This is a genomic window from Labilibaculum sp. (genome assembly GCF_041595635.1).
In the GTDB taxonomy this organism is placed as follows: Bacteria; Bacteroidota; Bacteroidia; order Bacteroidales; family Marinifilaceae; genus Labilibaculum.
Genome location: NZ_JBFHJW010000002.1, coordinates 113,424 through 138,329 on the forward strand (window position 1 = coordinate 113,424; position 24,906 = coordinate 138,329).

The window sequence follows — 24,906 nt, forward strand, 5'->3', positions numbered from 1 at the left end:
TTTTATATAATTTATTTAGATTTACTTTTGCATTATGCACTATTCTCTTTCATCTAACTGATAAACAAATGAGTAGATATTCTATTAAAGATCTTGAACAAATTACAGGAATAAAAGCACATACAATTCGAATATGGGAGAGAAGGTATGCAATTATTGAACCCCAACGTACCGAAACGAATATTCGCTATTATTCCGATCAAGACCTTAGAAGGCTACTAAACATATCAATGCTAAATGCTTCTGGAATAAAAATTTCCACATTAGCAGAAATGAAAAGTATCGATATAGAAACTAAAGTTTTGGAGGTTTCTAAGATGATGGATATAAAAAACACAAGTATTGATAAGTTGATATTGGCAAGCATTAATTTTGATGAGAATCTTTTTGAGTCCGTTTTGAACAAATGCATACTAGAGAAAGGAATGGAAAATACTACAATTCAAATTCTTTTTCCTTTTTTTCAACGCATAGGAATTCTGTGGCAAGTGGGAACCATAAGTCCTGCACAGGAACATTTCATTTCCAATTTAATCCGACAAAAACTATTTACCGCCATTGACTCAGTATCCGGCCCAAGGCACAATTCTTCAAAAAAAATTGTCTTTTTCTTAAAACAGGGAGAATTACATGAAGTTAGTATTTTATTTTATAATTACATAGCGAAAAAAAATGGAGCTAAAACATTATACCTTGGCCAAGATCTTCCTCTTACTGATTTAAAAAACGTGGTAGAAGAATACAAGCCAGATTACTTATTTACCTCTTTTATCTCTCCAATTAGCTTAAGCGATTTAAGCGGTTATTTAAGATCTTTAGCTACTGAATTTAATGAAATTAAATTATTCGTTACGGGATCGCAGCTGAAACAAGAAAACCTTTCTATTCCTAATAATTTCAAACTAGTATCAAATATTTCTGATTTTAGGAGTATATTAAAATAAATACCTGAAAATCTTATTTTATTTCTATCTATTGAAAATACATTAAAGTCTTTGTAGCAATGCTTTAATGAGTTTTTGTTATTTAGAATACAAGCTTATTCAATGTATTGAAAAATTTTACGACTTGACATTTGTTTAGTCTTTTGGTAAATTTGTTAAACAATCACAAAACAAGATACCATGACAGCAATTGAATTCAAAACAAATATAGTAAGCTTAAATCCTCAATTGAAGCTTTATGCTCTTCGATTAACAGCCAATCAGGAGGATGCCATGGATTTATGCCAGGATACACTATTAAAAGCGATTACATATAGTGCTAATTTTACCCATTCCAATCTTAAAGCCTGGACTTTTACCATCATGAAAAATATATTTATTAATGCTTACAGACGAAAGTTGAAGCAGAGGGAATGGATCTTACACGAAACAAAAAATCAAAATGCCATAGCCAACAGCAGAGGAGACAATCCTATATCATTACATACTTACAATGAAATAGTTGAGGAATTTAATAAACTGCATACCTCAATGAGGGAGCCTTTTAAGATGTATTTAGATGGATTTAAATATCGTGAGATTGCTGAACATTTAGATTTGCCTATTGGTACAATTAAAAGTCGTATTTTTCAAGCTCGAAAATTTTTAATGAGTAACCTTAGAGAATTTGCACAACATTGATATCGGATAAAGTCCTAATTATTATTGATCAAATATTCCTATTTATTAATAAGTCTTTCTTATATTTGCTAACCAATAACAGATTCTTTCTGTATTGCAACTTATTTATAAAAACATCTAAATATGGCAAGTAGAAGACGCTTAAAAAAAGATATCGATTACCTTTGTTTTGAGGTAATTTCAGATTGTTACAATTACAATTATTTACATCCTGAAAACAAAGATGAAGTAATGGAAATTGTAAAAAATACAATTGTTTCACGCAACGAATTAATTGCTCGAGTAAATCATCCTGACGGTAAAGACAATGCTAAAATTGTTAAAGCTTACTATAAGGCTGTTTATACTGATTTAATCAAAAATGTTGATGAATCGTTTCAGAAATTGAGTAATTTAATTAAGAAAAAATAATTTCTTTCAAAAGATTTTTCTGATAGCTTTGCATAGTTTGCAAAGCTTTTTTTATGCCCGAAGAAAAAATAATTGTCATAAAGGAAATTGGAGAAATTCTTTTTAAAAAGAGTAAAAGATTTAAGCGCTTATCTGTTAGAATAGCCCCAAATAAAGGCGTATGGGTGAATGTTCCTTTCACAATTAGCTATAAGGAAGCTATTCACTTTTCATTGCAAAATAAGGAATGGATAAAAAAGAATCAGATAAGAGCGAAAGCGAAGGAAAGTAATCAATCGATTTTTAGCCCAGAGATCGAATTTAAAACCCGATTTCATAAGCTCCAACTTTGTCCTGCTGATGTAAATAATTATTCCGCAAAACTCTCTGATGGTAATCTGCAGGTAACATATCCACTAGGGTGCACCATCGAAAATAAGGAATTACAATCTTTCATACAAAATTCTATTATTGAAACTTTACGCAGAGAGGCTAATTATTATCTTCCCAAGAGAATTAAGCAATTAGCAGAAACATGTGGGTTTAACTACCAATCGCTTACCATTAAAAATACCAAAAGTCGATGGGGATCATGTTCTCACGATAATAAAATAAACCTCAATCTTCATTTAATGAGATTACCTCACGAACTCTGCGATATGGTAATTCTTCACGAGCTTTGCCATACCATAGTTAAAAATCACTCTAAAGATTTTTATCATCTTTTAGAACAGCATTGTTCAGAACTAAAACGAAAAAGAAAAGCAATTAAGAATTACTCTACAACAATATATTAGTATGAACCAGCATATTTATATTTTAATTGGTATCTGCATATTAACCTTTTTAGTGGGTAATAAATTAAGGCAGTTACTAAGTGGGAGAAGTGCTCATAAGAATACAAAAGCACGTAAAAAGGCTAAAAAAACAACATCAGTTCAATCGCCTACATCAATAAAAAAGGAGAAATTAAAATTGGCCTTTCTTTATATCCAGTTAATTATAGTTTTTGCTCTGTTAATTTTCATGATTCCAGCATTATCAAGAGATATTCTTTCTACTGCTCAAATAGACAATCAAAATTTACTACTCCGGATTCTAATTGTCGTATTTGCCATTTACATTTTAGTTATGGGTTTTTTAAAAATAAGAAAGACTCCCAAAAGTAAAAAATAGAACTATTGCAAATAGTAAATATCTAATCTATTGATAAATTTGTGTTTACATTTCTCCACGAGGTTTGTATTCCATCAATTTTTCTGTAATACAAACTCCTGCAAATCCCCTAAATACCATACATTACACTGAATTAGAGATGATTAAATGCTAAAATGCGTTTTTTAAGCTCATTACAATCCAATATTTGTAAACCAATGGGGAATGTGGTTACAAATATCATCTAAACATTCACATATTAACTTGAATTTTTTCCAGCGAGAGAAGTTTCTAATTTACAAATTACAATTACTCACAGTTTAGTATTGTAACTTTATAAATTCACAATATTAATTTACGATTGTTATCTATTTGCATAGAAAAGATCATACGGTTCACTTATGTAATTTACAATTTAAAACATATATTGGAATCCTGATAAGTTCAGAAACTATAAATCTTCTAGAAAAGGAGTATTTGTTAATATTGTAATACGCCTTTAGTTATAGGATGTTTTATTCTGATAGCTAGTCATTTAACTAATTCTAGTAAATAGATACTTTAAGGGTTTTGTGACAAATGTATTCAAATGTGTAAATTTGGTATTTATAAGTGAATTTCAAAAATCTTAGTTGCCTATTATTCAGTATGTTAATTAATCTATTTAAAGTGATTATATTATCGTTTTCATAACAATTTCCACCAGAAGTATTAAAAAATGTAAATTTCCACTATTTATTTTTGTAAAAATTTCATTTTACGAACATAAGCACAGAATATCAGTAACTTAAAACGATTAGGTCAGTTAATAGGATATAAGTAAGCTTTCTAATCACAAGAAGATATTAATCCTATTAACAAAACGGCATTTAGATGTAATTCACTAAAGTATTGTAGGTGTGGTCTTCTGTGGGATTTACAAAAGTAACAAGTGTATTAATTTACAAAATTGTATTTATCTGAATTGAAGTTTACCTTAGTAAATTACAATTGTATAATTATTCGCCTTTAAAATTTTGACTTTTGTAATATTTATTTTAAGTTTGTCTTGTTATTACAATTAACATCTGTAAAATTCACAATTATACAATTACTATGAAAAATCGAATTGTCCAGCTAATTAATAGTGAGGGCTTAACCTCTTCAAAATTTGCAGATACCATTGGTGTTCAAAGATCCAGTATTTCGCACATTCTATCTGGTCGTAATAACCCCAGCTTAGACTTTGTACAAAAAATATTGAGCTCATTCTCTAATATTGACCCTAATTGGCTTATTTCAGGAATTGGTAACATGTATAAATCAGAAGAAGGCACAACATCCTTATTTAAGGAAACAAGAACAGAGCAAATAGCAGTTGAAAATCAGACTAATCACCCTCCTAAATTAAATAAGGAGCCAAGTCCTACTTTGTCTTCAAATACTGAACCTATGCTGGATATGAATGCATTTACATCAGGAAAACAGATCGAAAAAGTAGTGGTGTTTTACACTGATAAAACTTTTAAAGAATACAATCCTTCTTAAACATTTTTTAGCTTACCTTTGCCTGCGTTTATACCTATACAGTTTATTATAACCAGGCAGCATGAAAAAATTAGTACAGGATTTTAAGGTACTGCACAAAAAAGAGCTTAACGAAAACACTTTTATCATTGATGTAGAGGCATCTACACCTTTACCTGACATTAAGCCAGGACAATTTGTTAATGCTCTTGTAGAAAATGCAACAAATACCTTCCTAAGAAGACCTTTATCCATCCATTTTGTTGATTACGAGAAAAATATCATCAAATTATACATTAAAAAAATTGGAGAAGGCACAGCTAAACTCAGCGAGTTAAACATTGGCGAAAAGCTTAATCTAATTTTCCCATTAGGAAATCAATATTCCATCCCTAAAAACGCTAAAACCCTTTTGATTGGTGGAGGCTGTGGTGTAGCACCCTTGCTATACCTAGCTAAACAGCTTGCTGATGCAGGAAACGAAGTAACAACCCTATTGGGTGTTCGTTCTGCATTCGATGCGGTTGAATTAGATCCGTACAAAGAATATGGTCGCATTTTCGTTACTACAGAGGATGGTTCAATTGGTGAAAAAGGCTATCCCACACAACATTCAGTGCTAAACGAGAAGTTTGATTACACTTTTACTTGTGGTCCAGAACCCATGATGAAAGCAGTAGCTGCGTATTCTAAAAGTAATAACATTCCGTGCGAAGTTTCTCTCGAAAACACAATGGCTTGCGGTATTGGAGCCTGCTTATGCTGTGTAACCGATACAAAAAGAGGTAATATATGTACATGCACCGAAGGTCCGGTGTTCAATATAAATGAGTTAAAATGGTAAATTTGGAAGTAAAACTTAAGGATCTGATTCTTAAAAATCCGGTAATGACTGCTTCCGGAACATTTGGATATGGTGAAGAATTCGAAGATTTTATCGATATTAATCAATTAGGAGGCATTCTTGTAAAAGGAACTACCAGACATCATCGGGAAGGAAATGCATATCCTAGAATGGCTGAAACACCATCTGGAATGCTTAATGCTGTTGGTTTGCAAAACAAAGGGGTTGAATATTTCTGCGATCAGATTTATCCTAGAATTAATCATTACGATACCAATATTTTAGTGAATGTTTCGGGCTCAACCATAAGTGACTACGTTGAAACAGCTGCAATGATCAATGAACTGGATAAAATCCCTGCCATAGAATTGAATATATCTTGTCCTAATGTAAAGGAGGGCGGCATGGCTTTTGGTACTAGTAGTTTATCAGCTGCTTCAGTTGTTAGTGAGGTTCGTAAAGTTTACAAAAAGCATTTAATGGTAAAGTTATCGCCTAATGTTACCGATATAAGCGAAATAGCTAAAGCTGTTGAAGCTGAAGGAGCTGATTCCGTATCACTTATTAATACATTGCTAGGCATGGCAATCGATTCAGAAAGTAGAAAACCTCTTTTATCAACAATTACAGGAGGTTTATCTGGCCCCTGCTTAAAACCAGTAGCTTTACGAATGGTTTGGCAGGTTTTTAATGCTGTTAATATCCCCATTGTTGGTTTAGGAGGTATAATGAATGCAAAAGATGCTATCGAATTTATTCTTGCAGGAGCTTCTGCCTTTCAAGTAGGAACTGCGAACTTTATCGATCCTCAAGTAACAGTTAAGATTGTTGAAGGAATTCGGGACTATATGGTAAGACATCAGGTGGAAAATATAACTGATTTAATTGGAGCTCTTAAGTTGCAGTAATAGAGCTTGTTAAATTAAAGAAATAATTCTTTAATTGCTGATTCTGGAGTTTACATGTGTAATTGCAAATGTAAACTCTTTGCTTTATTCCAATAAATAAAACCGCAAAACACCAGCATAAACAGCTTACAATTAAGAATATTAACATTTATAAAACACTATATTAGAAGATGTTACACGGACATGGTGATGATGGTTATCAATACGAACATAGCATAGTTGCGAATTTTAGCACAAATGTTTGGTTTGGTGGTAAATCTGAAGATCTAAAGCACTATTTATTTGAAAATTGGGATAAAATTCAATCCTATCCAGAAGCATCAGCTGAAAGTTTGGTAAATGCACTGTCCAAAGACTTAGGAGTAAATCCAGATCAAATAATAGCAACAAATGGTGCAACTGAAGCTTTTTACCTTATTGCACAGTGTTTTTATAAATCAAAATCCAGCATCGTAACTCCTACCTTCTCAGAATATGAAGATGCTTGTAAGGTTAATAACCATGAGCTTTTCTTTATTAATTGGTCAGAATTAAATGGCAAGACTATTTTTGAAGAAGGCTTGGTTTGGATCTGCAATCCAAATAATCCAACTGGCAGTATCCTTTCATTGGAAGAATTGGATGAAATGATAAAATTGAATTCAAAATCCACTTTTATTGTAGATGAAGCCTACATCGATTTTACCGATAAAATTGACTCCTGCATCAATTTACTCAAAGAGCATCAAAATTTGATTTTAGTAAAATCACTAACCAAGAATTTCTCAATTCCCGGCCTGAGATTGGGATATTTAATTACAAACCGGGCAATGGTACAGAATATTAAATTCTACAAGGCTCCCTGGACGGTTAATTCACTAGCAATTGAGGCTGGAAAATACCTTTTAGCTCATAAAAACAATTTTCTTCCTCCCATAAGTTTCTATAAATCAGCAACCAAAAAACTTACTGAAAAAATAAACGAAATTTCAGGATTCAAAATTCATCCTTCAAAAACATCCTTTTTTTTGGTTGAACTAGAAAAATCGACTGCTTTTGAATTAAAAAAGCATCTAATTTATAATTTTGGAATCCTAATTCGAGATGCAGCCAACTTTCGAGGCTTAAATTCTTCTTTTTTTAGAGTAGCCACTCAAAGCGAAGAAAAAAATCAATTATTAATCGAAGCACTTTCTCAATGGAGCAAATTAAATTCATAATACTCCCTTTACTGATTGGATATATTTTGGATCTTATTTTTGGTGATCCCAGAAAATTACCACATCCAATTGTATTATTTGGAAACACAATTTCTTTTTTTACCAAATACTTGAATAAGGGAAAATATCAATTGTTCAAAGGTGCAATAATGGCTTTAGGACTAGCTGCAAGTACATATTTTGTTTTATTCTTCATTTCTAATCTTCTCTCGAATTGGAATGCAACGGTTTATATTTTATTCAGTTCGATTATGGTTTTTTATGGACTCGCGAATAAGAGTTTATTGCAAGAAGGATTTGAAGTCTGTAAGTATCTGAATGAAAAAGGGATAGAAGCAGGAAGAAAAAGATTATCCTGGATTGTAGGACGAGATACCTCCAAACTATCCGAACAAGAAATACGTTTAGCTGTACTTGAAACCTTATCGGAAAATTTATCGGATGGTGTAGTTGCACCTTTGTTTTTCTACGCTATTGGAGGAATTCCAGGAATGATGTGCTACAAAATGATTAATACTATGGATTCCATGATTGGCTATAAAAATGAAAAATATTTTTTGTTTGGGCGAGTGGCAGCACGACTTGATGATGTGGCAAATTTTATTCCTGCACGAATCACTGCATTGTTAATGGTTTTACTTAGTGGTAGTTCCAGGGGATTTATTTACCTGTTTAAATTTGGTCGTGCCCATACAAGTCCAAATGCAGGTTATCCAGAATCAGCTTTGGCAGGAATTCTCAATTGTCAATTTGGAGGTGCACATGATTATTATGGAAAAAGAGTAGAAAAACCACTGATTGGTAAAAATCCACGTCCCATTGAACAGAAAGATATGAATAAACTCCGGTACGTTAATCATTCTGTATGTTTTGTGGCTATTCTTATTATCGTAGCGGTGCATTTTCCCTACGAAATACTGCTGTAAAAAAGAAAGATTAAATTTCTGCTAGCTTCATAAATTTGTAACTTCACATTTTTAAAATTACAAGTCGAAAACACATCGATTTAAATAAATTGGAGCATGATTCATTTAATAACTGGAGGTCAGCGTTCAGGAAAAAGTTTATTTGCCGAAGAACAGGCATTGTCACAAAGCGATCATCCTCTTTACCTGGCAACATCCCGAATCTGGGACGAAAATCATCGAGAACGAATTGAAATTCACAAAAAAAGACGTGGAAATCAGTGGACTACCATTGAGGAAGAGAAGTACTTAAGCCAGCATGATTTTTCAGGTAAACTTGTCCTTCTTGATTGCATTACTTTATGGTTAAATAATTTATTTTTTGATAATGGAGAGGACGATAAAAAGTCAATGTTCGAAGCAAGTCAAGAATTGGAAAAACTATTTAGCCAAGAGTGCGATTGGATAATTGTAACCAATGAATTAGGATTAGGCGGACATCCCGAAAATAAAATGGCAATGAGATTCAACGATCTACAAGGAAGTATTAATCAATATATTGCAAATAAAGCAGATCGTGTAACCTTAATTATTTCAGGAATTCCCCTTGATATTAAAAATACAAAATAGCACAAGTTAATTCAATTAGAAATTAACTAAATAAAGAATAAAAATCTATTCATTTTTATCTTTTTAGATAAAAATAGTATGGTTATAAATAATATATAAGCATGATGGAATATAAAATACCTTCTTTGTCAACAAAATTGGATGGAGAGTTGTGGAAAAAAATCAATGGCAAAACCAAACCTCTTGGTTCATTGGGAATGTTAGAGGAAATTGCCTTTAAAATTGGAAAAATTCAAGAAAGTTTAGTGCCTAAAATAAAGAATCCTAATGTAATAGTATTTGCAGGAGATCATGGAATTGCAGATGAAGGAGTAAGTTTTTATCCAAAATCGGTGAGCTATGAAATGCTTTACAATTACATGCAAGGTGGTGCTGCCATTAACGTATTTGCCAGACAACATAAAATTGATTTTAAAGTTGTTGATGCTGGTGTTGATCATGATTTTGATCCTTCGCTATCAATTATCAATAAAAAAATTGACTACGGAACTAAAAATTATCGCTTTGGACCTGCTATGACTAAAGATCAATGTCTGGAAGGACTCAAAAGAGGTTCTGAAATCATTGAAAATATCAATAAAGAGGGCTGTAATTTTATAGCTTTTGGAGAAAAAGGCATTGGAAATACATCTTCAGCAGCACTCTTGCTAAGTGTTTTAGCCGACATTCCATTGATTGAGTGTGTAGGCCGAGGTACTGGGCTTGATAAGAAAGGTGTGAAATCAAAATTTGAACTATTGAATGAAGCATTGCTACAATACAAAGGTGGAAATGATGCAATTGATGTGTTGACACAATTTGGTGGATTTGAAATAGTGATGATTGCAGGTGCAATGTTGAAAGCTGCAGAGCTAAAAATGACCTTGTTAATTGATGGTTTTATCATCACATCAGCATTACTTGCAGCTTCAAAAATAAACCCTAATGTATTGGAATATTGCTTGTTTGCTCACAAATCGAACGAGCAGGCACACATTAAAATGCTAAATTATTTGCAGGCTAAACCTATATTGGATATTGGAATGCGTTTGGGAGAAGGAACAGGTACAATGGTATGTTTTCCAATTGTAAAAAGTGCAGTAGAATTTATTAATAAAATGGCTTCTTTTCAAACCGCAGGAGTAAGCGAATCGAAAGAATCTGAACTAATAGGTTAAAAATTTAACTCGATACTAATATGAATTTCAACATAAGTAAACCAAATCAAGAATTAGAAAAACCGCTTCAACATAAAATTGATCTGAAAACAAAACCCCTCGGATCCTTAGGAGTATTAGAACAATTAGCCGTAAAAATTGGCTGCATTCAAAATACACTTAGTCCGGAATTAAAACAACCAACAATTATTGTTTTTGCTGCCGACCATGGAATTGCTCTAGATGGTGTAAGTCCTTATCCTCAAGAAGTAACATGGCAAATGGTCGCTAACTTTATTGGCGGGGGTGCTGCTATTAATGTATTTAGCGAGCAGAATGGAATCGATATTAAAATAGTCGATGCAGGGGTAAATTATGATTTTGAGAAAAATTCAGGCGTAATTGATGCGAAGGTTGATTATGGAACCAAAAGTTATTTGAGAGGTTCTGCAATGACCAATGAACAATTTAAAATAGCAATGAAACGAGGTGCTGATCTTTGCGAAAAAATACATTGCGAAGGATCTAACATTATTGGCTTTGGCGAAATGGGAATCGCAAACACTTCTTCGGGGGCTATTTTATTGAATCTTTTGGCAGATATTGATTTAAAAGAATGCGTAGGACGAGGAACTGGCTGGGATGACAAAGGCCTAAAAAAGAAATATGAAATTCTGAAAAAAGCTGTTGATAATTACAAAGGAGATCATACGACAGAAAATATTTTAACTTATTTTGGAGGTTTCGAAATTGTTATGATTGTTGGTGCCATGCTGAAAGCTGCCGAACTTAAAATGCTTATTATGGTTGATGGTTTCATAATTAGTGCAGCACTTTTGGCAGCATCAAAACTAAATGCGAACATTCTGGATTATTGCATTTTCACACATAAATCAAATGAAAATGGACATAAATACCTTTTGAAGCATTTAGAGGCTGAGCCAATTCTAGATTTGGGAATGAGATTGGGCGAAGGAACAGGAGCTGCTGTAGCCTATCCAATTATAGAATCGGCGGTGAATTTTCTAAATCAAATGGCTAGCTTTGAGGATGCTGGAGTTACCAATAGTGACCAAATTATAAACTAGTAAATGAAAAGAGAATTAGACATATTTTTTACAGGACTTTCTTTTTTCACCAGAGTGCCTTTTCCCAAGTGGGCACAATTCAAAAAAGAATATCAGCACGAAGCCATAAAATATTTTCCTGTATCGGGGATAATTATTGGTAGTGTGGCTGGCTTAGTATTTTATTTAACCAACCTGGTTTTTCCATTTAATTTATCAGTGATGTTGAGCATGGGAGCTACTGTTTTGTTCACTGGAGCATTGCACGAGGATGGCTTTATGGACGTTTGTGATGGTTTTGGTGGTGGTTGGACACGAGAACGAATTTTGGAAATTATGAAAGATTCCTTAATTGGTGCATTTGGTGTTACTGGCATAGTTTTTCTAGTAATGACCAAGTTCTTTTGTCAATATTCTATTTCTGCCAACGAATTGCCAATTATTTTAATTGCAGCTCACTCAGTATCTAGAATGTTTGCCGCTAGCTTGGTAAATACACATCAATATGCAAGAACCGAAAATTCAAAAGCAAAAGATTACTCTCAAAAATTATCGAAAAAGAATTTAATTTTCATGTTACTTACTGGCGTATTGCCTATTGCACTGCTGGGGAATGCTAAATTCTTTCTAGTTCTCCTTCCTGTTTTTCTAGCTAAATTTTTGCTAGGTAAATATTTTAAAAAATGGATAGGTGGTTTTACTGGCGACTGCATTGGAGCCACTCAACAAGTTTGCGAAATCGTATTTTACCTATCCTATATGATAATTTATAATCAAGCACTATAAAAAATGGAAATATATTTAATCAGACATACAAAAGTAAATGTGGAGCCAGGCGTTTGCTATGGACAAAAAGATGTTGAATTGGCTGATAGCTATCCTAAAGAGTTGGAATTAATAAAAGAAAAACTAAAAAATATTGATTTTGATCTAGTTATTACAAGTCCCTTAAACAGAGCAAAACAGTTGGCTACTGATATTTTTGGCGAAAAAGTAGAAGAAGATTTAAGGTTAATGGAACTTAACTTTGGCGATTGGGAAGGTAAAGTATGGGACGAAATAAAAGATCCCCTGCTTCAGGTTTGGATGAACGATTTTGTAAATAAAAAGTGTTCCAACGGAGAGTCCTTTGTAATGCTGCGTGATCGGGTTTTGGAATTTTGGAATGAAATTAAAAGTAAGGATTGCAATAAAGTTGCCGTTTTTACTCATGGCGGTGTCATTCGTACCATAATGGCTATAGAAAAAAATATCAAATTAGAAGACTCATTTAATGAACCAGCTGCCGATTTTGGTGAGCTTATTCTTGTCCCTATTTCGAACTAATTAAGCTTTTTATTCGTACAATCAAGAATTTCTTATTCCTGATTTTTTTTGTCACATACTATGTTAAGTCCGTATTTTGACAAGTGAAGTTAATTCAGTAAAAGAAATAATTACTTTAAGAAGCTTAAAATAACTAGTGATGCGTACCATAATATATTTCTTTATTTGTCTGGGAATTTTTCTTGTGAGCTGTAAAAAAGTAAGTACTTTTCGGCAAATATCCATAAAACCTCAATATGCTTTAATAGAAACCAAAGATGATATTCATACCATTACAGATTCTACGGTAGTTCCTTATATATACACTAAAGTAATTTCTTTACGAAACTTAGAGGTAGATGAGAAGAAGCAGAAGTTTGTAGAAATGCTATTGCCTTCTATACTTGTTGCTCAACATTCTTTATCTCAAAAAATAAGCAGAATAGAGCACATCGAAAACTGGTTACAGAAGAACCCTTCTATGCTGAAAACAGATAGCCTTTTTATTTGTCAACTGTTTGACACATATAATTGTAAGGAAATACAAGAATTAAAAATACGATTAAAACCGCATCCCGTTAGTATTGTACTCGGACAAGCAGCATTAGAATCTGGTTGGGGATCATCTCGATTTCTAAAGGATGGGAATAATATTTTTGGAATATGGTCATACAATTCAGACGAAAACCGAATAAAGGCCCTTGTAGGAAGAGATTCTACAAGCATTTATGTGAAAAGTTATGCTTCAATTGAAGATTCGGTAAAAGATTACTTCGAAACAATTGCTCGAGTTGATGCATATCAAAAGTTCAGACAAGAACGATTTGAATCTGATAACCCATTCATTTTAATTCCTTTATTGAATCGTTATTCTGAGCTAGGTGATACATATACCAGAAAATTGAAAGAAATAGTAGAAAGTAATAACCTTACAAAATATGATTTTTATGTAATCGGGAGTGAATATTTTGTAGAAAAGGAAATTAAACTTTCTGAAATGTTTTTAAAAGAATGAAAAAAAGTAAGCTTATTTCTTCGTTATTTTTATTCGAAATCGCTATTTTTAGGCTTGTTTTAAAAGAAAATTAATTAATTGATTAATCATAAAAGTTACATTAGTATGAAAAAAATTATTCTGATTATTGCGGTTTGTTTAAGTGCAGTTGGTGTTTTTGCTCAATCAGCAGCTCAATTTAAAAATGATGGAAACACCGCACTGAAATCGAAAGATTATAAATCAGCTCTTGCAAATTACGAAAAATTCTTAGGTGCTGAGGATACCGTTGATGATCCTGCTTTAGTTTTCAATTCAGGTTATTGTGCCATCAAAATAAAAGACTATGCTAAGGCAGAACTTTATTTTGGCCAATCGATTGAAAATAATTACAAAAAATCAACTGCGTATTATTATAAATCAATCGCTCAAAAAAATCAAAAGAAATCTGAAGAAATGGTAAGTACCTTAGAAGAAGGTATTGAAGCATGCCCAACTAAAAAATCCAAATTAGTTAAAGCTCTTGCGAAACATTATTTAATAGAAGGACAAAAAGCCCAAAAAGCTAATGAATTTGAAGCGGCACAAACTTTATATCAGAAAGCTGCAACCGACAAATCGAAATATCAAGCTGACGCATTGTTTAGCTTAGGTACATTATACTACAATCAAGGTGCTAAAATTATGCAAGCGGCTACACCGGTAGCAAATACTGAACCTGAAAAGTATAAAGAAGAATCAGTTAAAGCCAATTCATTTTATCAAAAAGCGATTGTTGAATTAAATAAAGCAAAAACAATAGCTCCAAGTCGTGAAGATATTGCTTCTACTATTTCAACAGTAAAAGGATTATTGAAATAATTGTATAGATAAAATATAAATTGATTAGGGATACCTCTTTTAGGTATCCCTTTTTGTTTGCTCAGCTAATAATTATTCTAATTTTAGCCAAACATTTACAATGAACATATTGAACCGCTTTTCCTTTACTGATAGTTTTTCCAAGCTAGCTTTACTTTTATTATTTCTCTTGTTTCATCTGTTTAGCTACGGAGATAAACTAAATGTGAGAAATAGTTCCAAGTTTAGTCTGGAATCCATTAGTTTAGTCCAAAATTCTATCAATGTAAATCGTTCCTCCGAAACCTTGTTTTTCTCGTTAAAAGCCTATTCTCAATACGGATTAAATCGGGTAACTATTTATTTTATCTCTCCATCAGGCAATGTGATCCTCAACACATCATGTATAAATAGGAAAAAATCACAGACTGCTTTCCTACTCGGACGAATGCTATTCAAGAAAAAATCGGAAAATGGAGAATGGAAGATAGAAAAAATCATAATTCAAGATTCAGAAGGCAATCAACAGAGCTTCGATAATACATTTCTGATTCAAAATAACTTTGCTCATTCTTTCTTCATCACTGGAAATTAGGATAAATAAAAAAATAGATTTGTATGAGAATTCCAACGCGATAAATCTAGAATTTTTCCTTTATTCTTATTTATTCCTAATTAACAGATATTCAAAACGATGCCGACTTCTGTTTGTTTTTAAGGTAATTAGCCAATAGTTTAATAACAATAATTCCCATATTTGTTTATTCAATCGCTTGATTGAAAAATATTTATTCATCATATCCAAAATACTTAAATAATGTCTAAAAGCCGCATATCAGATGCCCTAAGGTATCACTCAGAAGGCCGTCCAGGTAAAGTAGAAGTTATACCCACAAAACCATACAGAACTCAACGCGATTTAGGTCTAGCTTACAGTCCTGGAGTTGCAGAACCCTGCTTAGAAATTGAAAAGGATGCTGAAAATGCATATAAATACACGGGAAAAGGGAATCTGGTTGCAGTAATTTCAAATGGAACAGCAGTTTTAGGTTTGGGTAATATAGGTGCACTTGCAGGTAAACCTGTAATGGAAGGTAAAGGTTTGTTATTTAAAATTTTTGCTGATATCGACGTATTCGACATTGAAGTTGATACAAGTAATGTAGATAAATTTATAGAAACAGTAAAAATGATTGCTCCAACCTTTGGAGGAATTAACCTAGAAGACATTAAAGCTCCTGAATGTTTCGAAATTGAGAAAAGACTAAAAGCAGAATTGGATATCCCGGTTATGCACGATGATCAGCATGGAACTGCTATTATTTCTTCAGCAGGGTTACTCAATGCTCTTGAAATTAACCATAAAAAAATCGAAGATGTTTCCGTGGTTGTTAACGGAGCTGGAGCTGCTGCCGTATCATGCACCAAACTTTATATTGCATTGGGGGTTAAACCCGAAAATGTAGTAATGTGTGACAGTCGTGGTGTAATAAATAGCAAAAGAACTAATCTAACAGAACAAAAAAAACAATTTGTCACTAAGCGTGATATCACCACACTAAAAGAAGCTTTGGTTGATGCCGATGTATTCTTGGGACTATCGGTAGGTGGAATCGTAGATCAGGAAATGGTGAGAAGTATGGCCGAACATCCTGTTGTTTTCGCATTGGCAAATCCAAATCCTGAGATTGATTACCATGAAGCTATTGAGGCAAAAGAAGGTGTAATCGTTGCTACTGGGCGGTCAGATTATCCTAATCAAATTAACAATGTCTTAGGATTTCCTTACATTTTTAGAGGAGCCTTAGATGTTAGATCAACCGCTATTAACGAGGAAATGAAAATAGCTTCGGTGCATGCTATCGCAAAACTTGCAAAAGAAGCTGTTCCCGAATCGGTTCATGCAGCTTATAACGAAGCCAATATTGTATTTGGACGTAATTATATTATTCCCAAAGCAATGGATCCAAGATTGGTATCAACCGTTGCTGTAGCCGTTGCAAAAGCTGCTGTAGACTCGGGAGTAGCCAGAAAAGTAATCAGCGATTGGGATGCCTATGCTGAAGAATTAAGACACCGTTTAGGGACAGAAAATGAATTAATCAGAACAATTTTTGATAAAGCAAAATGCAATCCAAAACGTGTTGTTTTTACCGAAGGAAATAACTTTAATATCCTAAAAGCTGCACAAATCGTTCTTCATGATGGCATTGCAAAACCTATTATATTAGGAAATCCAGAGAATATAAAAAGAATTATCAAAGAAAACGATTTAGATCTCGAAGGTGCTGAGATTATAGATATTAGATCTGATTCGGAAGCGGGACGACGAAATCACTTTGCCAATGTATTGTGCGAAAAACGTGGACGAAAAGGTTTAACAGATAAAGAAGCTATCGAAAAAATGTTTGACCGAAATTATTTTGGTGCTATGATGGTGGAAAATGGCGATGCAGATGCATTTATTTCTGGATATGCGACCCGTTATTTTGAAGCCCTAAAAGTTGCTCGGAAAGTAATTGGTATCGAGGAAGGAATGAAAACTTTAGTAGGAATGAATATTATCATGACCAAAAAAGGCCCTCTTTTCTTTGCAGATACTACAGTAAATGCCGAACCAACAGCCGAGTCTTTGGTTGATACAACGCTTAGTACTGCGCGAGCTTTAAAAAGCTTTAACATCGATCCGGTAATTGCAATGGTTTCTTATTCTAATTTCGGATCTGTAAGAAAAGGAAGTCCGGTAAGAGTAAACAAAGCGATCACAAAATTGCACGAAAATCATTCTGATTTACTTGTAGATGGTGAGATGCAACTTAATTTTGCATTGGACAAAAATTTACGCGATTCTACTTTTAACTTTACAAAAATTAAAGGGAAAGATGTGAATACCATTATTTTCCCCAACTTAAGTTCAGGAAATATTGCTTATAAATTAATGAAAGATCTGGGTGGATCGGAAAATATTGGCCCTATTTTATTAGGGACAGCCAAATCATTTCATATTATTCCAATGGGATGTTCAGTACGCGAAATCATTAATATGACAGCCATTGCTGTTGTTGATGCGCAAGGGTAAATAACCTTAAAACAAATAGATAAGAAAAAGGGTGAAATTAAATTTCACCCTTTTCTTTGGAATTCAATTATTTTATAGATTTTTGTGTGAATTTTTAAAATAAGCTATGACCGTTTTGTATGGGTTGGATTTAGTAGGAACTCTTGTGTTTACAATAAGTGGAACCTTATCGGCAGCCAACAAAAAACTTGATCTTTTTGGTGCCTATTTCACAGGTTTCATTACCGCTATTGGTGGAGGAACTCTGCGTGATGTAATATTAGGTAATTTTCCCGTGGGGTGGATTAGTGATATCAACTATTTAACGGTTATATCCATTGGAGTTGTACTTACTTTTTTGTTTAAAGCATATATTATGCAATTAAAAAAAACCCTGTTTTTATTTGATACAATTGGAATAGGAGTATTTACAATTATTGGAATTGAAAAGTCTTTAAGTTTGGGAATTCATCCCTTTTTATCCATAATAATGGGCCTATTTTCGGCTGTAATGGGAGGAGTTATTCGAGATACACTTTGCAATGACATTCCTTTAATTTTTCGGAAAGAAATTTATGCGACAGCCTGTTTATTTGGAGGAATTTTATTTATTTTCCTTAATTCTGCAGGTATTAATTCTTCTTTAAATCAATTCATAACCATTAGTTTTATCATCATGATTCGAATCATTTGCATACGATTTAAACTTTCGCTTCCTGTATTAAGTCATTAGCAATAAAATCATACTTTATGCCTTTTTATTTCAGGTAACTAAACGAGGAATCTATTAGATGGTTAAATCCAAATATTTACCAGCATCTTCACCAAAAGATGAAACTTTACAACCCCGAATTTGATAAGTGCACCTTTCTCCATATATGCCTGAAAAAAGAATTTCATATTCCTGATCTTCTTCGTCTTGCATTAATATTTTATAAATATTATCATATACGCTATCATGTTTTATGCTTTTGGAACAGGAGGGGCAATAGATTTTAATAATCTCGTCATCTTCAATGTCAAAATTAGCATGCTTTTTAATTTTATAATCTCCCAGTTGAATACTTAGTAGCAAAATTCCTTTATCGCCGTTTGCATTTTTCACAACAACAACAATATTTTTCCCCACATTTAGATAGCTTCTGCAATTCGGACACAAAAAATTTGCCTTCATAATCATTCATTTACTTAAATAATTTCCATACTAGAATATAAGACATTACACAACGAATGTCAACTTAAACAGCCTAATAATCAAATTGATAATGCAATTGGAATAAAATCACAAAAACTTTTTTTGATTTTATTCCAATTCGGTAATTTTCAATTGAATATTAATTCATTTATATTTGATAGAGACCTATTTATAGATCTGATAACCTTTAAAAATATAAGTTGAATTGAAACTAATCATAACCATACTTCGCTGGATAGCACGTTTTTTAGGAATTTTTTTATTCCTATTTTTTATTTGGTTTGCAATTGAAATTGGATCGCCTAACATACATTCGATGACAATACAAGAAATTAAGTTATTTGTAGCCAATATCATCATGCTTTTGGGTTTAATTGTTGTTTGGAGATTTGAATTTATTGGAAGTTTTTTTTTAATAATTGGATATATATTCTTTGCCATATCAAATTATTCATTTTGGAATGGCCCCGTATTTCCTACTTTCTTATTTTTAGGAATTCTGCATCTATTATGCTGGTCTTTAAGTGTTTTTGCTCAAAATACAGCTCGTAAGTTTTCATTTCTCATGTTTCTAAAATAATTCCATCAGAACATTTCTTCAAAAACACATCATAAAATGTATTTTTTATTAAATTTGACTTTACAACAATCATAACAAATATAAATTTCTATACATGCTGAATATTGCACTTTTTGGCCCTCCTGGAGCCGGTAAAGGAACACAATCAAAAATGCTTGTGGAAAAATACAATCTTGCTTATATATCAACAGGAGATATATTAAGAAGTGAAATTGCAGAAGGAACAGATTTAGGTCTACAAGCAAAAGATATCATTAAAAAAGGAGGACTAGTTCCTGATGAAATTATTGTCCAAATTATTGAAGAGCGCATTCAAACCAATAAAGAGGTGAATGGTTTCCTTTTTGATGGATTCCCTCGAACAACTGTGCAAGCATATATTCTAGAAGGTTTACTACTGAAAATGAATACAAAACTTGACTGTATGTTAAGTTTAAATGTGCCTTCCGATCAGTTACGAAGTCGTTTACTAGATCGTGCAAAAAAAGAGAATAGAGCTGATGACACCGAAGAAGTTATTACTGTTCGATTGCAAGAATACGATACTAAAACAGCTCCTGTTGCTAATTTCTATAAGGAAAAAGATATTTATCATGGTATTGATGGTTTGGGGGGAATTGATCAAATTTTTGATCGATTAACATCTATTATCGATCACACACTTCAAAAATCTTGGATTAATCTTGTATTATTAGGACCTCCAGGTTCAGGAAAAGGTACACAGGGGCGTAAATTAGCTGAACAATTCAATTTAGAATACATTTCAACAGGACATTTGATGCGTCAGGAAATCAAAAAAGACACTGAAATGGGTAAAAATGCTAAAACCTATATTGAAAAAGGTGATATTGTACCCGATGAAATTGCCATTCGTTTGATTGAGAGACAGATTCGAAAACATCCAGATGCAAATGGATTTATCTTTAAAGGATTTCCCCGAACCATAGTTCAAGCATACATTTTAGATGGGCTTTTGAGAAAATTAGGTTCAACAGTTACTTCATCAATCAATCTCGATGTATCTACTCTTGAATCTATAAAACGTTTATCAAACAGAGGAAAAACTCGTGGTAAACGACTCTATGACAATACTGAAATAATTATACACCGCCTAGAACAATTTGAAAAAAGGAGTATTAATGTAACTAATTATTATTCCAAACAAAATAAATTCGAAATTGTTAACGGTGCCGGGAGCAAAGAAGAAGTATTGCAGAGATTAAGCGAAGTGGTCAATAAATCATTCAAAAAAATTAGATAATTGGATCGAAAACAGTTTTAAAGTTCTATTTAAGGCTGTTTTTCCCTTTTCCAGCTCTTATATTTAAATATAATACTTCTTGATATATGTAGATAAATTTATTTTATTGAAAAACATCAGGTAAATCATTACAATTTTACTAAGATTGTAGACTGCTAAAGAGAGAAGAGACGATGTATTTGGAGAATCCTGAGATAAAAGATATTTTAAATTCCATAGAAAACCAGAAGTTTTCTATGGAGTTTTTTGCGTTGATACTTATCGGTGAAGATGCACAAATATCTCTTAAAGAACTTATTACCTTGCTAAATCGAAAAAATATAAATTTTGCAGGTGGTGTTTTTCCTAAAATTATCAGTAGAAATAAAACATCCATGAATGGAGTTATTATTAAGATAATTCCGAAGCACACCATATCGATTTATTTTGATTCGCCAGGAACTTTCACCAGACAAATTTTCGACTTTAGAGATACAAAATTTTCTACAGCTTATATTTTAACATCTGGCATATCGTCGAATAACTCCGATGACATTCGTTTACTCTATACTTATTTAGGGAACGATGTTAAATTTTTAGGTGGTGGAGCAGGAAGAAATTCGGGCAATAAAGAGGAAATTTTGTTTAGTAATGATGGTGTCTTTCAATCGGGAACTATGATTATTCTTACAAAAACTAAAATTACCAGTGAATCGGTACATAGCTGGAAAAAACTGTTTGGTCCTTTTATAGCCACAAAAACAGACAAAAATCTTATTTATGAAATTAATTGGGAAAATGCTTTTATAGTCTATCAACGTTTCATGAAAGAAATTTTAGATCTTGATATAGATCCTCAAAATTTTGATCAGTACTCCTTGTATTATCCATTTGGTATTTATAAAGAAAGTAAGAATCACATCATACGAGATCTAATTAGAGTCTCTAAAGAAGGCTATTTACAATGTGCAGCCAATGTTGACCAAAATTCCTTAATTGATCTTATGACCATGGAGAGGCAGGATTTAAAATCTATTCCTAGAAAATTAATAAGTGAAAGTATTGAAAAAAATGTAAAAGTATCTGATGCATTAATTTTTAACTGTATCTCAAGAGAAAGGCATCTGGATACAGATTTTTGTATTGAATTAGGTCAAATATCTGATGAATTCAAAAATCATAACATCCAGCTCGATTTAGAAGGAGTCCTTTCAATTGGGGAAATTCATTCCAACGGGGAAGGTTATCCAGAAATATTAAATAAATCTGTCGTACTAGGTTTTTCATACTTCGATTAAAATGTATACTCAAAACTTACTAAAAGACATCTCGTTTTTATACGAATTATCCTTATCCATCGGACAATCATTGGATAAGAAAGAAAACTGCAAGGAGTTTCTGCATTCTTTAATGTCATTTAAAAATATTGAGTTTGGTGCAGTTTGGGTTCAAAATAGAGCTATTCCTTCGAATAAAAATCAGGAGGGATTAGGCTTAATTTATTCTCATCCAATTGTTAAACTCCAAAAAACTACTATAAGTAACCCTAATTTTATAGAAGAATACTTTGGAGGAAAAAACACATCATTTTCATGCATATTAACTGAAAAAATTAGTGAAGAAATCGGCTTAAAAGCAGAGAAGGGGGGAGTGATCACTTTTTTTCTACTAGAAGATATCGGGTTACTTGCACTTTACTCATCGTTTAAAAAACAAATTTGGACCAATATTGATCAAACAAAATTGAAAAATGTGATGTCTAAATTTTCAGTTTCATTGAAAGCATGCATTTCTCATGAAACATCAGTAGAAGACTTAATTACCATTAAGGAAACAAAAAATCAACTCGAAAAAGCGAAGAAAGTAGCTGGTGAATCAGAACTTTTAAAATCAGCTTTTCTTTCGAATATAAGTCACGAAATAAGAACACCAATAAATGCAATTGTTGGATTTTCTAACTTACTATCAGATAGTGACATATCTATTACAGAAAGAAAAAACTTCATTAATAATATATCCAATAATAGCCAAAAACTTTTAAAACTTATCAATAACTTAATTGATCTTTCTAAAATGGAAACAAATCAATTGAGTATTCAGAAAGACACTTTTGTTATAAACCCAATTATCACAGATATATTTAAAATTCACAAAGCTAATGCTAATAAAGCAGATCTTGATTTTAGGTTAACATTACCAGATAATAGTGATACTTTCAAAATTTATTCCGATAAAAACAAAATCATACAAATACTTAACAATCTGATTGATAACGCTATAAAGTTTACATCAAAAGGAACAATTGAAATTGGGTATTTTATCGAAAATCAAACAACTGCAATATTTTACATAAAGGATACTGGTGTTGGAATTTCACCAGAAAAAGAAGATAGTGTATTTGATCTTTTTATACAAGGAGAAAGTAGTTCAACAAGGAAATTTGAAGGTTCAGGTATTGGCTTAACACTGTGCAAAAAAATCGTGGAACTTTTAGACGGCGAAATCTGGTTTGATACCAAAGAAAATATTGGTTCAAATTTCTATTTTAAAGTACATAACACAGGACAATCAAATCTAAAATTACTAAGAGATACGAGTAATAGAAATGAATATAAAATTCGAATTGATGGTTCTGGAATTGAATCCATTGATTATTGCGGCCGTACTATTTTAATTGCTGAAGATGTTAAGTCTAATTTCAATTACCTTAATGCGATTATTGAATTAACTCATGCAAATGTAATTTGGGCTAGAAATGGCAAAGATGCTATAGATATTTGTAAAAAAAATGACCCAAAAATCGACTTAGTTCTGATGGATATGAAAATGCCTGTAGTTGGTGGTTTAGATGCTATTATACAGATTAAATCTTACAACAAGACACTTCCAGTTATTGTACAGACTGCTTTTACTTTGAACAATGAAAAAGAGGAATGCTTTAATGTTGGGGCTGATGAATTCATAACAAAACCTATTGATCCTCATAAATTAATTGAAATCTTACAAAAGTTCTTATAGTTGATTGGATCTTTACCAGATAAAGAATGTTTTCTTCGATTACAATTTGTCCTATAATCAACATTACGTTAAATAGGATATGTTAAAATAAAAGGAAGCCTTAACTTCCTTTTATTTTATTTGTTATTCCATTCCGTCTAACTTCGCTTTTAACGATTCGTATTTTTGAAGATAAACCTCATTCTCATTTCTAAGTTTGAAATATAATTCTTTCAATGTGATCATTGAATTTTTCTCCTCTGGTTGAATTTCAAGAACTTTCTCGAAATATGGAATTACTTTTTCGTACATAGCATACACATCCTTAATTGCTTCATTGTACTTCTTAGCATCCATTATTTCATTAGCTACTTTATGCTTTTGAATAGCTTGGTTAAGTTTAAGCAGTCCTAAACTATATTGAGATGCATAATCTTTAGAATCAATGCTTAAAGCTTTATTATACATTTCTTCAGCTTTTGCATATTCTTCAGTTTTCTCATACAAAGTTCCTTTCGCACGGTAAAAGGAACCATTTTCAGGATCTATCTCAATTGCTTTATCTAGATAATCAGCAGCTTTTTGAGGTTCTCCACCTAACATGTAGTAATTAATTAATTCTACCAACATCCAAGAGTCATTTGGATATAGCTCAAATCCTTTGTGTAGATATTTTACTGCTTCTTCTTTATTTCCAGCATCACTTAATACTTTCGATAAATTTGCATAAGTTTTTGCTCCTCCATAATTATATTGAATGGCTTGGGTATAATATTTAGCAGCTTTTTCCAAATCATCAGATTTTTGAGCTGTCATACCTGCGTTAAAGATAACTGCAGTATCAATTGTAGCAGTTTCTTTAAACATATCCATTGCTTCAATTTCTAAAACTTTCTCAAAAGCGGCTAAAGCAGCAGTATAATCACCATTGTTATAGTATGTTACCGCTTGGTTTGTGTAATCAGGAATCATGTTAGTCATCTGAGCTTTTACAGGCTTAAGCATTTTTCCTTTTTCATCTAATTCAAGAGCTTTCATATAAGCTTCGTAAGCCACATCAAGTGGTTTTTCAGCTAATTTTTGATAAGCAGGAAGTGGACTTTCAAAAATCCCTTGATATACTTTTCCTTTTACAAGATATGCCTTAGCATATGACACACATTTTTCGTCTTGAATTCCTTCATCAATAGCTTCTTTCGCTTTATCTAACTTACCAGAAGTTAAATAATTTTGTGCTCCAGTAACTTTGCTTTTTTGAGCGCTTACACTTGCAACACACATAAGCATAACTAGAATGAATGATAATTTTCTCATAATCAATGTTTAGTTTTT

General features: G+C 32.2%; 25 protein-coding genes and 2 pseudogenes. 25 read left to right on the forward strand and 2 right to left on the reverse strand.

The features are described 5' to 3' along the window. The first annotated feature begins 68 nt into the window (after positions 1 to 68). The 21 genes and pseudogenes from ABYT26_RS01185 (at position 69) to ABYT26_RS01285 (ending at position 18,295) form a co-directional block, all read left to right on the forward strand. Positions 69 to 944, forward strand: coding sequence for a MerR family transcriptional regulator (locus ABYT26_RS01185; RefSeq protein ID WP_372751050.1), 876 nt, complete (start codon positions 69 to 71; stop codon positions 942 to 944). Between the two features lie 180 nt (positions 945 to 1,124). Further along, positions 1,125 to 1,625 (forward strand): RNA polymerase sigma factor, encoded by a 501-nt coding sequence (locus ABYT26_RS01190; protein WP_372751051.1) that lies wholly within the window; start codon positions 1,125 to 1,127, stop codon positions 1,623 to 1,625. 123 nt (positions 1,626 to 1,748) lie between these two features. Beyond that, positions 1,749 to 2,036, forward strand: coding sequence for a hypothetical protein (locus ABYT26_RS01195; protein ID WP_372751052.1), 288 nt, complete (start codon positions 1,749 to 1,751; stop codon positions 2,034 to 2,036). Positions 2,037 to 2,089: 53 nt separating this feature from the next. Next, a complete protein-coding gene (locus ABYT26_RS01200; RefSeq protein ID WP_372751053.1) occupies positions 2,090 to 2,812 on the forward strand; it encodes a M48 family metallopeptidase in 723 nt (240 codons plus the stop codon). A 1-nt stretch (position 2,813) separates the two neighbouring features. After that, positions 2,814 to 3,191, forward strand: a complete 378-nt coding sequence (locus tag ABYT26_RS01205) for a hypothetical protein (protein WP_372751054.1) — start codon at positions 2,814 to 2,816, stop codon at positions 3,189 to 3,191. A 1,074-nt stretch (positions 3,192 to 4,265) separates the two neighbouring features. Next, on the forward strand, positions 4,266 to 4,697 hold the full coding sequence (locus ABYT26_RS01210) for a helix-turn-helix transcriptional regulator (protein WP_372751055.1): 432 nt from the start codon (positions 4,266 to 4,268) through the stop codon (positions 4,695 to 4,697). 61 nt (positions 4,698 to 4,758) lie between these two features. Continuing rightward, positions 4,759 to 5,520 (forward strand): dihydroorotate dehydrogenase electron transfer subunit, encoded by a 762-nt coding sequence (locus tag ABYT26_RS01215; RefSeq protein WP_372751056.1) that lies wholly within the window; start codon positions 4,759 to 4,761, stop codon positions 5,518 to 5,520. Next, positions 5,514 to 6,428 carry a dihydroorotate dehydrogenase gene (locus tag ABYT26_RS01220; protein WP_372751057.1) on the forward strand — a complete coding sequence of 305 codons (915 nt, stop codon included), beginning with the start codon at positions 5,514 to 5,516 and terminating at the stop codon, positions 6,426 to 6,428. Before ABYT26_RS01215 ends, ABYT26_RS01220 begins: the two co-directional genes overlap by 7 nt. Before the next feature lie 170 nt (positions 6,429 to 6,598). After that, positions 6,599 to 7,627 (forward strand): histidinol-phosphate transaminase, encoded by a 1,029-nt coding sequence (locus ABYT26_RS01225; protein WP_372751058.1) that lies wholly within the window; start codon positions 6,599 to 6,601, stop codon positions 7,625 to 7,627. Further along, positions 7,606 to 8,553, forward strand: coding sequence for an adenosylcobinamide-phosphate synthase CbiB (cbiB, locus tag ABYT26_RS01230; protein WP_372751060.1), 948 nt, complete (start codon positions 7,606 to 7,608; stop codon positions 8,551 to 8,553). The genes ABYT26_RS01225 and cbiB overlap by 22 nt, the downstream gene beginning before the upstream one ends. 96 nt (positions 8,554 to 8,649) lie before the next feature. After that, positions 8,650 to 9,162 carry a bifunctional adenosylcobinamide kinase/adenosylcobinamide-phosphate guanylyltransferase gene (locus tag ABYT26_RS01235; protein ID WP_372751061.1) on the forward strand — a complete coding sequence of 171 codons (513 nt, stop codon included), beginning with the start codon at positions 8,650 to 8,652 and terminating at the stop codon, positions 9,160 to 9,162. Positions 9,163 to 9,263: 101 nt separating this feature from the next. Continuing rightward, positions 9,264 to 10,319 (forward strand): nicotinate-nucleotide--dimethylbenzimidazole phosphoribosyltransferase, encoded by a 1,056-nt coding sequence (cobT, locus tag ABYT26_RS01240; RefSeq protein WP_372751063.1) that lies wholly within the window; start codon positions 9,264 to 9,266, stop codon positions 10,317 to 10,319. A gap of 20 nt (positions 10,320 to 10,339) precedes the next feature. Then, complete coding sequence (cobT, locus tag ABYT26_RS01245) at positions 10,340 to 11,386, forward strand: nicotinate-nucleotide--dimethylbenzimidazole phosphoribosyltransferase (protein WP_372751064.1); 1,047 nt, start codon at positions 10,340 to 10,342, stop codon at positions 11,384 to 11,386. Positions 11,387 to 11,389: 3 nt separating this feature from the next. Continuing rightward, positions 11,390 to 12,151, forward strand: a complete 762-nt coding sequence (locus tag ABYT26_RS01250; protein ID WP_372751065.1) for an adenosylcobinamide-GDP ribazoletransferase — start codon at positions 11,390 to 11,392, stop codon at positions 12,149 to 12,151. 3 nt (positions 12,152 to 12,154) lie between these two features. Further along, the gene (cobC, locus tag ABYT26_RS01255; protein ID WP_372751067.1) at positions 12,155 to 12,691 is read left to right on the forward strand and encodes an alpha-ribazole phosphatase; all 537 of its coding nucleotides are present in this window, start codon (positions 12,155 to 12,157) and stop codon (positions 12,689 to 12,691) included. A 139-nt stretch (positions 12,692 to 12,830) separates the two neighbouring features. Continuing rightward, positions 12,831 to 13,685, forward strand: coding sequence for a glucosaminidase domain-containing protein (locus ABYT26_RS01260; RefSeq protein WP_372751068.1), 855 nt, complete (start codon positions 12,831 to 12,833; stop codon positions 13,683 to 13,685). 105 nt (positions 13,686 to 13,790) lie between these two features. Beyond that, the gene (locus tag ABYT26_RS01265; RefSeq protein ID WP_372751069.1) at positions 13,791 to 14,525 is read left to right on the forward strand and encodes a tetratricopeptide repeat protein; all 735 of its coding nucleotides are present in this window, start codon (positions 13,791 to 13,793) and stop codon (positions 14,523 to 14,525) included. Between the two features lie 100 nt (positions 14,526 to 14,625). Beyond that, positions 14,626 to 15,099 (forward strand): hypothetical protein, encoded by a 474-nt coding sequence (locus tag ABYT26_RS01270; RefSeq protein ID WP_372751070.1) that lies wholly within the window; start codon positions 14,626 to 14,628, stop codon positions 15,097 to 15,099. A 222-nt stretch (positions 15,100 to 15,321) separates the two neighbouring features. Continuing rightward, positions 15,322 to 16,545, forward strand: a pseudogene (locus tag ABYT26_RS01275) (malic enzyme-like NAD(P)-binding protein); the annotation flags it as partial. 69 nt (positions 16,546 to 16,614) lie between these two features. Then, positions 16,615 to 17,583: pseudogene (locus ABYT26_RS01280) on the forward strand (phosphate acyltransferase); the annotation flags it as partial. Positions 17,584 to 17,689: 106 nt separating this feature from the next. Then, positions 17,690 to 18,295 carry a trimeric intracellular cation channel family protein gene (locus tag ABYT26_RS01285; protein WP_372751071.1) on the forward strand — a complete coding sequence of 202 codons (606 nt, stop codon included), beginning with the start codon at positions 17,690 to 17,692 and terminating at the stop codon, positions 18,293 to 18,295. Positions 18,296 to 18,349: 54 nt separating this feature from the next. Here the strand turns inward: ABYT26_RS01285 and ABYT26_RS01290 are convergent, their stop codons facing one another. Then, positions 18,350 to 18,736, reverse strand: a complete 387-nt coding sequence (locus tag ABYT26_RS01290; protein WP_372751072.1) for a hypothetical protein — start codon at positions 18,734 to 18,736, stop codon at positions 18,350 to 18,352. A gap of 337 nt (positions 18,737 to 19,073) precedes the next feature. On the opposite strand from ABYT26_RS01290, the gene ABYT26_RS01295 reads away from it, so the two are divergent. From ABYT26_RS01295 to ABYT26_RS01310, 4 genes are all read left to right on the forward strand, one after another. Beyond that, positions 19,074 to 19,337, forward strand: coding sequence for a hypothetical protein (locus ABYT26_RS01295; RefSeq protein WP_372751074.1), 264 nt, complete (start codon positions 19,074 to 19,076; stop codon positions 19,335 to 19,337). Positions 19,338 to 19,431: 94 nt separating this feature from the next. Continuing rightward, entirely contained in the window at positions 19,432 to 20,598 is a 1,167-nt protein-coding gene (locus ABYT26_RS01300; protein ID WP_372751075.1) for an adenylate kinase, read from the forward strand. Positions 20,599 to 20,771: 173 nt separating this feature from the next. Beyond that, positions 20,772 to 21,875, forward strand: coding sequence for an FIST signal transduction protein (locus tag ABYT26_RS01305; RefSeq protein WP_372751076.1), 1,104 nt, complete (start codon positions 20,772 to 20,774; stop codon positions 21,873 to 21,875). A gap of 1 nt (position 21,876) precedes the next feature. Next, complete coding sequence (locus tag ABYT26_RS01310; protein WP_372751077.1) at positions 21,877 to 23,595, forward strand: response regulator; 1,719 nt, start codon at positions 21,877 to 21,879, stop codon at positions 23,593 to 23,595. A gap of 123 nt (positions 23,596 to 23,718) precedes the next feature. Here ABYT26_RS01310 and ABYT26_RS01315 read toward each other — a convergent pair whose 3' ends face one another. Continuing rightward, positions 23,719 to 24,888 (reverse strand): tetratricopeptide repeat protein, encoded by a 1,170-nt coding sequence (locus ABYT26_RS01315; RefSeq protein ID WP_372751078.1) that lies wholly within the window; start codon positions 24,886 to 24,888, stop codon positions 23,719 to 23,721. Positions 24,889 to 24,906: the final 18 nt, after the last annotated feature.